The organism is Campylobacter sp. LMG 7929, assembly GCF_024723595.1.
GTDB lineage: Bacteria > Campylobacterota > Campylobacteria > Campylobacterales > Campylobacteraceae > Campylobacter_D.
Genome location: NZ_JANQCY010000006.1, coordinates 1 through 11,494, shown reverse-complemented (window position 1 = coordinate 11,494; position 11,494 = coordinate 1). Strand labels below are relative to the sequence as shown.

The window sequence follows — 11,494 nt, the reverse complement described above, 5'->3', positions numbered from 1 at the left end:
TCCTTTTAAAAGTTGATAAGTTTTAATATCGGAGCAATTATAGAACTTTTATTCTTAAAATAAATAAAAATTTATAAATTTTTTTTAATATTTCTTAAATAAAAAGATAAAAATAGTCCTAATAAAAACATTAATAAGCTTAATATCTGACCCATGCTCATACCAAAAGCAACAAAGCCTATGCCAAAATCAGGTTCTCTAAAAAACTCACATACAAAACGCGCTAGAGCATACAAAATCGTATAATAAGCAATCAATTCTCCATTGTATTTTTTATATTTTTTTATTAGTAATAAAATAGCAAAAACTACAAAACCTTCTAAAAATGCCTCATAAAGCTGCGATGGATGACGTAATATCCCATCTACATAAATACCCCAAGGCACTTCCGTAGCTCTACCAAATAGCTCTTGGTTTAAAAAATTTCCAATACGACCAAAAATATATCCACATGGCACACTAATAGCAACCAAATCTAAATATTTCCATAAATTTTGCTTATTTTTTTTACAAAAAGCATAAGTTGCTATTAAAAATCCAACAACAGCTCCATGGTAACTCATACCCCTAATCCCTACAAATTCTCCACTATAAAAAGGATTAAAAATTTGCCAAGGATGCGTAAGATACCATAAAGTATGCGCATCATAAATTAAAATATAACCCAATCTTGCACCTAAAATCACCCCTATTTCTACCCATATAAAATAGCTATCAAGCATAGCTTTTGAAATTCCCATATTGTCTTTAATCGCATAGTATTTTGCAACCATTAAAGCAACAAGCAAAGCTAACACATACATAATGCCATACCAATGCACTTTTAAACCAAAAATTTCAAAAGCTACCACATCAAAATTTGCATAAATATTTTGCCAAAATTCCATAAAAAGCCCTTATTATAAAACATATAATATAGCAAAAAATTGTTATAATTATAAAAATCAAAAGGAGAGAAAATGAAAAAAATATTATTATTTTTTAGCATAATTTTATTTTTAAGTGCTTGCGCTGGCAATCAAAAAACTTATTATATTTCTATGCCAAATTTTAAAAGTACTTTTGAAGAACACAACTACACAAATGCTAATAGTCCTAAAGTCAAAATCAATGATGTAGAAATTATAAAAAATACTTTTTATAGTTCATATTTTGAGCAATCTACCCTAAATCAAAGAATTAATAAAAGCTTAGAATTACTCAAAAAACAACTTTTAGAAGATAGCAAAGCATTGCTTCAAAGTAAGGGATATATTATAGATAATGAAAATCCTGATTATGCTTTTAATATAGTTATCAATGCTAGTTTATATGAAGATAAGGTTACAAGAAATTCAAGTCTTGGAGGCGATAGTGTGGAATCTTCTTTTATGATTATTTTAGAAGCTCAAAGTCATTTAAATAATTTACACCAAGAAGATACTTTCCAAAGTACAACAAGCTCAGCAAAATTAAACGATCCTATTGTTTTAAATTATCCTATAAAAGGACAAGCAAGCATAGAAAGTTTTAGAGAGGTATATAGTGCTGTTCCAACCCAAGTTAATGAAAGTCTTGCAGCAAGTGCTTTAGAAATTGATAAAGTTTTTGTTGCTTTTTATAAAGAAATCACATCTAGTTTAAAAACTAGTGTAAAAGAAATCAAAGAAGAACCAAAAACACAAGAAAACTCAGAAGTTCAAGATACAAAACAAGATGATAAAAAAGAAGAAAAAGTTACTCCTTATCAAAATAATGAAGTAATCATTTTTGAATAGCTTGTGCGTAAAACACTTTGATCTTAAATTTAAGATTGATGTGTTTTTCTTCGGATTTAAACTCTACAGGAGTGCTAATTTCTATTAAATTTTTATATCTTTGCAAATCATTTAAAAAAGAATAAAAAGCTTGAGGATTTTTCATCTTTACATTAGCTCCAAACTGATATTTTAGATACTCTTGCTCTTTTTTAATAGGAATGAGATTGATTTTTACATCATCAAAGTAATTTTTCATAAATTCCAATAATTCTTTTTGTGAAAATTCCGTATTGATTTGAGCTAAATTTTGCGCATTCAGCTTTTGAAACTCATCAATAGCTTTTTCTAAAGCTTGTAATTCGTTTATTGCTTTAGTGTTTTGAATTTGCTGGGTTGCTAATCTTGAATGTTCGATTTTATAATCTTTCAAAAAAGGTACGATTAAAAATAAAATCAAAATCGCACAAAGTGCAACAAATGAAAAAGAGTAAATCAATATCTTTAATACATCAGCTTCTTCTAAGCTCTTATCGTTTTTGCTCATACATTTCCTCTGGTATAGTGATATTTACACTTACAAAGCGATACCACCCATTTTCTAATTGATAATAACTTGTTTGAGAATTGGAAAAAATACTTCTTAATGGAGCCTCTAATAATAACGCAAACATTTCTTTAGTAGGTGTAATGCCTCTTAAAATAAGTGATCTATCTTCCATTAAAACCTCATCTAAAGATATGTTTTTAGGCACTAGAGTAAAAAGATTTTGAATACTTTTTAATAAAACTTTATTTTTACCATTTTCTTGTTCTTGCTCTAAATCTCCCAAAATCAACTCTGCTTTATCATTTTGTCTTACTAATTCTTGATATTTAAGCTTATTAGCATTAATTTGTGCGATAATTTGAGCTAATTCTTCTTTTTTATTATCAAGTTGCACAGACGCATAATAGCTTTTAAAAACTACCACAATAAATACTACAAAAATTAAAGCAACACTAATACTAGTAAAATAAATCCAAATTCTAGTAAAAAGATTAAAAACAGGTTTTATCTTAGGTTTGATTAGACTATATCTCATAATTTTAAGTCCTTCACCATAAGTTCATTCATCAAATTTAAAGTATCTACAAGTTCTACTTTAGGCTTTATAAAAAGCTCATTTTCTAAATAATCAAGCGAGGTCGAACTAAAACTTTCCTCATCAAAAATCACAATTTCTTCCAAAAAGCTATTATCATACAAAGGATTTTGATAAAATTCTTTTACACTTGAGATGATGTATTCTATCATTTTCATATCTGAGCTAAAATTTTCTAAAGACTCAATAGGAAGCTCTTCTTTTTCTTCATCTAATTCCTCAAGTTTATCAAGCTCTTGACTCATTTCTTCTAAACTTTTTAAGTCATAATTTTGTTCATTTTCTTCTTCTTGATTTTCATCATCAATTTGTAAATCAAATTCTTCTTTAATATCATCAAAAAAATCATCTTCATCATAATTTTGACTAGCTATATTAAAATAACTTCCAAATAATATAGCTTCATTTTTACAAATTAGCATCGCAACAAAATCATGGTATCTATATACATAAAGGCCAATTTTTTCTTCAAAACCTCTATTTGTCATGCAATGATAAAGCAAAGAAAAAGGCGAATAAAGCAAATCTAAACCACCAAAAGCCTCATAATCTTGCTCATATGAGCTTAAAGAATGATTAGATGCATATAATAAACCATTATTAAAAGAAATACACTTAACACTACTTGCATCAACACCAAAATTGGAAAGATCTTTAAAATTTGAGCTTGGCACAACGCCTTGGGCAATAGGGGTAAAAAAAGTACATATATAATAAATTTGAAAATCTTTAGTTAAATTTTTTACATATTCTATAGCTTTTTCTTTATCTTCAAAGCTTTTTTCAAAAGTATCAACAGCTTGGGATTTTTTCCAAGTATGACATCTTATAATGTATTGTTTTTCATCATAGCAAATACAAACTAAAAGTTGTAAAATATACTTTCTAAAAAAAGATAACATAGTGTTTATCCTTTGTCTATTTGACTTATCATATCAAATTTTTCTTTTATCAATACTTTAGCTTCTTCTAAATTTAAATTTTGTATTTTGATTTCTTCACTTAGTCTATAGGTAATCTTAGAAAAAGGTTTAGGTAAGATCATTTTATCCCAACTTTTAAATTCCCAAAAAGAGCTTGCTTCATAATTTAGCAAAAAAAGTGGAGCATTTTTTTTCAAAGCTATCATCACAGAACCATCTGAAACACTATGATAAGGCCCTCTTGGTCCATCTGGAGTGATAATCACATCATCGCCTTGATCTAAAATTTTAAAAGATTGTTTTAATAAAGCCAAAGCACCTTTGCTTGTGCTACCTCTTAAAGTATCCAAACCAAAAAAGGCAATATTTCTAGCAATGATTTCTCCATCTTTATGGTGTGAAATCATCACATAAGCCTTTTTTCCTTTAATACCCATTTTACGATAAGCAAAAGGCATTAGAGCAAGACGCCCATGCCAAAAAAGTATCACACATGATCTTTTTGGAAGCTTTTGCCCCAAATAAACCTTTCTACAAGTTAAAAAAATCAGCCATTGTAATAAAAAAATTCCAAAAGCTAAAAGATTAATCTTAAAGGATTTCGCCATTTAACACCATACGCCTAGGATTGGTGATTTTTACTTTTTTCATTTGTCCTAATAACTCTTCACTGCCTTTAACTTGAATCAAAAAGTTATTATCACTTCTACCTGCTACAAAACCTTCACTTCTTAATTCTTCAAATAAAACTTCAAATTCTTTATCTTTTTGTTTTGCAACAATTTCATCTAAAATTTCTGTATGTCTAGCTTGTAAAATACTCAAGCGTTTTGAAGCTATATCATCAGGAATTTGATTTGGCATAGTCGCAGCTTTAGTTAGTGGTCTTTTAGAGTATTTAAAAGAAAACATTTGTTCAAAACGCACTTTTTCAAGTACATCCATAGTATCTTCAAAATCTTTATCACTCTCACCTGGAAAAGCTACAATCACATCAGTAGAAATACTCACATCTTTGCACATAGAACGAAGTTTCAAGGCTCTATCTAAATACCACTCTTTAGTATAACCGCGTTTCATAGCCTTTAAAATTTCACTCGAACCACTTTGTAAAGGCATATGCATAGACTTACACACTTTAGGATTTTTAGAAAAAACCTCTAAAAATCTATCATCCATATGCAATGGATGTGGGCTTGTAAAGCGGATACGCTCCAAACCTTCAATTTCACTTAGTCTTTCTAAAAGATCTGAAAAATTAATCTTTTCATGTGCATTAGAAAATCTTTTACCATAATTATTAACATTTTGCCCTAGTAAAAAAATCTCTTTAGCACCTTTAGAAACAGCTTTTAATGCTTCATTTTTAATAATCTCAAAAGGTATAGAAATTTCATCTCCTCTTGTATGAGGCACTATACAATAAGTACAATGTTTATCACAACCTATAGAGATATTAATATAAGTTTTATAAAGGCTATTTCTAAAATCTGCAAAAGCATAATTACTCTCATCAAAATCTATATCATTACCTAAAAATTTTGGCGTATTTACAGCCTTTGTGATTTTAGAAACATTTCTAGCACCCAAAACAAAATCCACATTAGGAGCGCGCTTAAAAATCTCATCTCCTAAATGTGAAGCAGTGCAACCACAAACTCCTATTTTAGCGCCATTTTTTTTAATTTTTTCAAAACTTCCAACTTCTGAAAAAAGCTTATGTACGGGTTTTTCACGCACTGAGCAAGTATTGATTAAAATCAAATCTGCTTCTTTTGCATCTTGAGTTAGTTCGTAATTTTCTTTTTCTTTAAGTTCGGCTATCATATGCTCTGAATCGCGCACATTCATAGCACAACCTAAAGTTTGTATAAAAAGTTTTTTACTCAAAGAATGTGTACCTCATACATAAAATCTGTATCATCTAAACCATATTTGATCGTTCTATGATAAACACATTTTCCTTTTTTTTCAAAATGCTCTACTAAAGCAATTAATTGCTTGTGAGCATTGTCTTTATCAAAATAGAAAAATTTTTGACCTTCTTTATCCACAGCCTTTTCAATACTTTCTAAACTTATGCTTTTTGGCTTTTCATCAACAGAGGTTCTTGCTATTTTTAAATCCATATCATCATCCTCAAGTTTTTTTAATCTGAAATTATAGCAAATTTTACTTTTAATTAAACTTATTAAAGATATAATTTTATTCTTCAAACTTTTAAAATCCAAAATTAAGGTTGTATTGTCATTATGGAAAAAATCACAGATATAATTGAATCCATTGCTAATGAGAAAAATTTACAAATAGAAGATGTCAGAGAAAGAGTTAAAAAAGCACTTATTAATACTGCTAAGAAAATTTATGGCGATAAGTATGAATTTTTTGTTGATTCAGGTAAAAATTTACAACTTTATCAAAAAATCATCATAGTAGCTGATAATGATGAAAGATTAGAAAATGAAAATGAGCATTTTATCGCTTTAAGTAAAGCAAGGGCAGAAGCTAAAGATGTAGAAATTGGTGATGAGCTAACTTATGAATGTTCTTTAGAAAATTTAGGTCGTACTGCTGTAAATATTTTACATAAAGAATTAGAATACAATATACAAAAACTCTTAGAAGAAAAAATCTATGAAAAATACCAAAAAATGGTAGGACACATGGTTTTTGGTAGCGTGGTAAGAGTAGATAGTGAAGAAAATACTTATGTAGAAATTGATGAGTTTCGTGCATATTTACCTAGAAAAAATCGTATCAAAGGTGAAAAATTTAAAGTAGGTGATGTGATTAAGGCTGTTATTAGACATGTATATATTGATAAATCAGGTATGAGAATGGAGCTTAGTAGAACTAGCCCTAAATTTTTAGAAGCTTTATTAAAAGCTGAAGTTCCTGAAATCAAAGATGGTCTTATAAATATTTATGCAAGTGCAAGAATTCCAGGCGAGAGAGCAAAAATCATCTTACAAGCTAATAGCCCAAGTGTTGATGCAGTAGGAGCAACTGTGGGTATAAAAGGAGTTAGAATCAATGCTGTAAGCAAAGAATTAAAAAATGAAAATATTGACTGCATTGAGTATTCTAATGAAATGGCAATTTTAATCACAAGAAGCTTAGCTCCAGCTATTATAAACTCAGTTAGTATCGAAGATAAAAAGGCTATTGTAACGCTAAATAGCGAGCAAAAAAGCAAGGCCATAGGAAAAAGTGGTATAAACATACGCCTAGCTAGTATGCTTCTTGGATATGAGATAGAGCTTAATGAAGTAAATAATGAAGATAAAACTAATAATCAAGAAGAAGCATTTAAAAATCTTAAAGCTTTATTTGGAGAAAATTAAAGCTGCTTACCGACAGTTTGTTCGGTAAGTTTTTTCTTTAAAACCAAATCTACAACCTCTTGCTCTCTTTTATTTGCCTTTTGACAATGATTTTTATCAAAAAAATCTGTAATTTTAATAACTATTTTAGCCCATCTTTTATCGCGTTCTCTCCAAGCATGAGATGATAAAGACTCCCAAGCATAGCCATTAAACAAAGTAGCATTGACAAAATGATCAAGTGCTCTCACACCTTGTCTAACCCTAGCAGGATTGCCAAAAGTACCCACTATAACAATAAAAAGATAACTAATCACCGCTAAAGGAACGATAGCACAAAGTAGTATGGTTCCTGCTAATTTTTCTTTCATTTTTACCTTTTTATAAATCTTATATTCATACCATTTGCTGATCTTATAGTTAGTCTTCCTACTATATCAGGTACAAAATTTTCTTCTAATTCTAACTTATAAGTCCTTAAAATATTAGCTAAAATCAAAACAGCCTCTTGCATAGCAAAGCCCTGCCCTATACACACACGCTCTCCCATACCAAAAGGCATATAAGTATCTTTTTTAATCTTGCTTTTATCTTCATGGCGACTTGGATCAAACTCATGCGGATTTTCCCAAAAACTATCATGTCTATGGATGAGCCATGGAGCTACTACTACGCCTGAACCTTTTTTGATAAGCTTATCTCTCATTTTGTTATCATTTCTTGCTTCTCTAGCAAAAAAGCCAACTGGTGGATAAAGTCTTAAACTTTCTTTAAACACATTTGTAAGATATTTCATCGCTCTAATATGTTCTATCTTAAACTCCTCATCACCCGCAACTTGCATGATTTCTTCATAGGCTTTTTGTTGCTCATTTGGAGAAATACTTAAAATATATAGTGTCCAAGTTAGCGAGCTTGCAGTAGTTTCATGGCCTGCTAAGAAAAGCATAGCAACTTGGTCTAAAATTTCATTAAAAGAAAATCTCTCATTTGTGTCTGCATCCACCACCATAAGTAATGATGATAAAATATCTTCATATTTTCCTTGATCATTTAGAGCATTGTCATATCTTGGTTTTATAATATCTGATAAAACTTTGCGTATAGTAGTGCCTGCTTTAAGTCTTTTTCTCTCACCCAAAAGATTTGAAAGCCAAGTTGGGAAGCGAAACATTCTTCGCATAGCTGTTTTAACTGTTTCTTCTTGCACAGTTACAAAAGCATCTAAAACAAGTTTGCCTTTTTGCTCATCAAGTTTTGATGACATGATGGTTCTAAAAATCACATCTGCAGTTACAAAAGTCATAGCTTCATCTACTTCTATAACTGCTTTATCTTCATATTTTGCAAATCTTGCCATCATATCAGAAGCTGCTTCACTCATCAAATTAAAAACTTTAGAAATTCTTGTCATTTCAAAAGAAGGTCTTAAAAGCTCTCTTTGCTTTTCCCATACTCTATCATTAGTTGTAAAAATGCTTATACCTAAAAGTGGCTCTAAAAGCTCATGTAAAAGTTGGCTTTTTGGGTATTCTCTAACCTCATCTACCATAATTCGTCTAACTTCTTTTGGATCATTTACTACATATAGATCAAATCCGGGCATTTTTACTCTACCCATCATCATCTTATAGCTTCGCTCATAAAGTCCATCAAGCCATGATCTTCTTTTTAGCAAAAAAGTAGTTAATGTGGAAGCTTTATTTTTATAAGGCTTTGGATGAAAAGGACACTGACCCATATTTTTCTCCTATTTAATTTTTTCTTCTAGTTTATTTTTACCTATGATAAATTCAAAAAAGTTATATACTCCTTGAATTTGTGTGGCAAATAAATATAAAAAATGTGCTTTATATTTGTCTTTTTTGATTTTTTTATAATCTTTGCTTTTATATAAGGTATGAAATTTAGCCGAAAGGTATTTTGGGCTAAATTGCGCTTTTACCCCGCTTGTGCGTATGAAATCAACTTGTGCAAAACAAGCTCCATCAATAATAGAAGTAAAATCATACCAAATTAAATTTTTACCTCCTAAATACTCTAAATCTTTTCTAAACTCAAAAGATCTTTTTTGATAGCTTACCAAAGGTATGCACTCACCTAAAGTTAAAACCTTTAAATTTTCAAAAGAAATATTTTCTTTTTCACATTTTCTAAGCACTTTTGCTAAAACATTTATACAAAGTACTGTTCCTACACTGTGCGCACTTAAGATGAGTTCGTAATTTTTATCATTTACATTTTCTTTTAGTTTTTCAAAAATAATCCTAGCAAAATCATTCATTCTTAATTCAAGTTCGCCTTGGGAATTTTTCTCCCAGTTTGCACAAAAAGAACAAATTCTAGCTATCCAAAAAACAGCTAATTTCTTGCCTAATTTATAAAATATTTTTGGCAAAAATACCAATGATAAAATAAAAACCAAAATTCCCAAAACAATATGAAAATTTTGCAAATATAACAAACTTCCAAAAGCACAAAATAAAGTAAAAATCAAACTCAAAAGTACATAAAAAAATGGATAATAACCTGTGATAAGTTGGTGCGGGGATTCTTTACCAAATTTTAAAAAAAGTCCTGTGATGGTATAAATTCTAAAAAAACTATAACAATCACTCAGAGCATCTTTTATACCCTCTGACCAGTTTTTTTTAACTATATCATTCCAGCTTAAAAAGGTGTAAGTAGCGCTTGTATGTGGGGTTTGAATTTGCCAAGAAGGATAAGCATTAACTTGAGCTTTTGATAAAGTATAATCATAATTTAAAAGTGCATTTTGCTCGACTAAATTTTTTTTAAACATAGCATAATAATGCCTATATCCTCTAGGATCATAACCAGCTATATAAAAAACATCTCTTTTTTGACACAATTTATCCATTAAAATCCCAAATAAACTCAAAATGAATTTAAAAATATAGCTAAAGTTGTTATCTTTGTCAAATGCTTATTTAAAGGCAAAATAAGGGGTTTTTGCTCTGAAATTATTCATTAAAAAATATTTTATAAAATAAATAAAAATTTATAAAATCAAGAAAGAACTTATGAATGTAATCTTACTAGGTGGTAGCAATAGTGTAGTTAAAAATGGTCTTAGGATAGGTCTTGAAAATAAAGACATTACACTACATAATTACGCTTTAGGGCTTAGCACTTCTTTACAAAATCTTTATGAGTTAATACGCCGTAAAGATACTATAAATAAAAGTGATTTTCTCATCAGCGAATCAAATATCAACGATTATCTAAGTCCTATGAGTTTAAGTATTATACTTAGAAATATTGATTATTTTTACGAAGAACTTTACAAAGTAAATAAAATTACCATAGTGCTTATACTCCCCATACCAGCTTGTAATGATAAATCAAAAGCTATCAATGAAGCTCATAGGAAAAATTGTGCTTATTATGGTTTTAATCTAATCGATGTAGACTTTTACTACCAAAAAAATAATCTTTATGATTTTGATCAAAGCTATAAATTCCATCCTATGCCACTAGCCATGCAAGAGCTTGGTAAAAACATCATTAAAAATTTACATAGCTTTAAAAAATCTAAAGAAAATATCATTTGCTCAAAAAGAAAATTTCATATCTTCACACCTTCAAATTTAACTAAAATAGAACATAAAAACTCATTTTTTTGTGAAAAAACTACAAAGATTAAAGCTAATGAAAAAATCATTTTTCCAAAAGAGTTAAAAAACTATCAAATCTTAGGCATGCACACTTGGAATAACACTAACTCATCAACCCATGCTATATCATCTATAAGTATTGAAAACTCATCTTTTAAATTAATAAAAAATTTTGGACTTATCAATACTTTTCAAGATATACAAAATGAAAAAGCAATTTGTGATGAGCAAACCTTTTTATATGTTAATACACAAATTATCAAGCAAAGTGAAGAAAGTTCAGGCTTAAGCATAGCAAATGAAAAAACACTGAGACTTGATTATGTGGATTTAATAGGAATTTTACTTTTAAAAAATGATAATGATAAAAAAAATGAATGCAAAATTCATCTTACAAATACCCATGATTCTTTAATACCACCTATAGCATTTTATAAAGAATTAGCGTTAGAATACCATGAACTAAAAAAACTTGATATGCAAACATTTTTACAAAGTCAAAATCATAATCTTTTGCATTTTTTAAATCACAAAGGCTTAAAAAATGAATATGAGATATTTATCCATCAAAACAATAGGCTTTATGGAGCTAGCTTAAGGATAAAAGAAAGATTAAGCTATAAGCTTGGAGAAGCTATCATGAAAAACAGCAAAAGTTATCTAGGGTATTTTAAAATACCTTTTGAACTAAGAAAAATCAAAAAAGAGCATTTTAAAAATCAAAAAGAT

Annotated in this window: 13 protein-coding genes; 3 read left to right on the top strand and 10 right to left on the bottom strand. The window is 28.9% G+C overall.

Annotated features, from left to right (window positions below; genetic code table 11):
* Positions 1-71: 71 nt before the first annotated feature.
* Entirely contained in the window at positions 72-887 is an 816-nt protein-coding gene (lgt, locus tag CAMP5118_RS03905; RefSeq protein WP_337216658.1) for a prolipoprotein diacylglyceryl transferase, read from the bottom strand.
* Positions 888-959: 72 nt separating this feature from the next.
* On the opposite strand from lgt, the gene CAMP5118_RS03900 reads away from it, so the two are divergent.
* Positions 960-1,757 carry a membrane lipoprotein lipid attachment site-containing protein gene (locus tag CAMP5118_RS03900; RefSeq protein ID WP_337216657.1) on the top strand — a complete coding sequence of 266 codons (798 nt, stop codon included), beginning with the start codon at positions 960-962 and terminating at the stop codon, positions 1,755-1,757.
* On the opposite strand, the gene CAMP5118_RS03895 is transcribed toward CAMP5118_RS03900, so the two are convergent.
* From CAMP5118_RS03895 to CAMP5118_RS03870, 6 genes are read right to left on the bottom strand one after another with little or no spacing between them, the layout of a single operon-like run.
* Positions 1,744-2,283, bottom strand: coding sequence for a hypothetical protein (locus CAMP5118_RS03895; RefSeq protein ID WP_337216656.1), 540 nt, complete (start codon positions 2,281-2,283; stop codon positions 1,744-1,746). The genes CAMP5118_RS03900 and CAMP5118_RS03895 overlap by 14 nt on opposite strands.
* The gene (locus tag CAMP5118_RS03890) at positions 2,267-2,821 is read right to left on the bottom strand and encodes a hypothetical protein (RefSeq protein ID WP_039627963.1); all 555 of its coding nucleotides are present in this window, start codon (positions 2,819-2,821) and stop codon (positions 2,267-2,269) included. The genes CAMP5118_RS03895 and CAMP5118_RS03890 overlap by 17 nt, the downstream gene beginning before the upstream one ends.
* On the bottom strand, positions 2,818-3,783 hold the full coding sequence (locus CAMP5118_RS03885; protein WP_337216655.1) for a hypothetical protein: 966 nt from the start codon (positions 3,781-3,783) through the stop codon (positions 2,818-2,820). The genes CAMP5118_RS03890 and CAMP5118_RS03885 overlap by 4 nt, the downstream gene beginning before the upstream one ends.
* A gap of 5 nt (positions 3,784-3,788) precedes the next feature.
* A complete protein-coding gene (locus CAMP5118_RS03880; RefSeq protein ID WP_039617569.1) occupies positions 3,789-4,412 on the bottom strand; it encodes a lysophospholipid acyltransferase family protein in 624 nt (207 codons plus the stop codon).
* A complete protein-coding gene (gene miaB / locus CAMP5118_RS03875; protein ID WP_039617568.1) occupies positions 4,396-5,694 on the bottom strand; it encodes a tRNA (N6-isopentenyl adenosine(37)-C2)-methylthiotransferase MiaB in 1,299 nt (432 codons plus the stop codon). Before miaB ends, CAMP5118_RS03880 begins: the two co-directional genes overlap by 17 nt.
* Positions 5,691-5,933, bottom strand: coding sequence for an HP0268 family nuclease (locus CAMP5118_RS03870; protein WP_039617566.1), 243 nt, complete (start codon positions 5,931-5,933; stop codon positions 5,691-5,693). Before CAMP5118_RS03870 ends, miaB begins: the two co-directional genes overlap by 4 nt.
* Positions 5,934-6,056: 123 nt before the next feature.
* On the opposite strand from CAMP5118_RS03870, the gene nusA reads away from it, so the two are divergent.
* Positions 6,057-7,148, top strand: coding sequence for a transcription termination factor NusA (nusA, locus tag CAMP5118_RS03865; RefSeq protein ID WP_337216654.1), 1,092 nt, complete (start codon positions 6,057-6,059; stop codon positions 7,146-7,148).
* On the opposite strand, the gene CAMP5118_RS03860 is transcribed toward nusA, so the two are convergent.
* Genes CAMP5118_RS03860 through CAMP5118_RS03850 form a run of 3 tightly spaced genes read right to left on the bottom strand, consistent with a single transcriptional unit; the run spans position 7,145 to position 10,008 of the window.
* The gene (locus CAMP5118_RS03860) at positions 7,145-7,498 is read right to left on the bottom strand and encodes a membrane protein (protein ID WP_039625388.1); all 354 of its coding nucleotides are present in this window, start codon (positions 7,496-7,498) and stop codon (positions 7,145-7,147) included. The two genes, nusA and CAMP5118_RS03860, sit on opposite strands and share 4 nt — an antisense overlap.
* 2 nt (positions 7,499-7,500) lie before the next feature.
* Positions 7,501-8,868, bottom strand: a complete 1,368-nt coding sequence (locus tag CAMP5118_RS03855; RefSeq protein ID WP_337216653.1) for a cytochrome P450 — start codon at positions 8,866-8,868, stop codon at positions 7,501-7,503.
* Between the two features lie 9 nt (positions 8,869-8,877).
* Complete coding sequence (locus CAMP5118_RS03850; RefSeq protein WP_337216652.1) at positions 8,878-10,008, bottom strand: DUF829 domain-containing protein; 1,131 nt, start codon at positions 10,006-10,008, stop codon at positions 8,878-8,880.
* Positions 10,009-10,171: 163 nt separating this feature from the next.
* On the opposite strand from CAMP5118_RS03850, the gene CAMP5118_RS03845 reads away from it, so the two are divergent.
* Positions 10,172-11,494, top strand: a 1,323-nt coding sequence (locus tag CAMP5118_RS03845) for an SGNH/GDSL hydrolase family protein (protein ID WP_337216651.1), incomplete at its 3' end; no start/stop codon positions are given.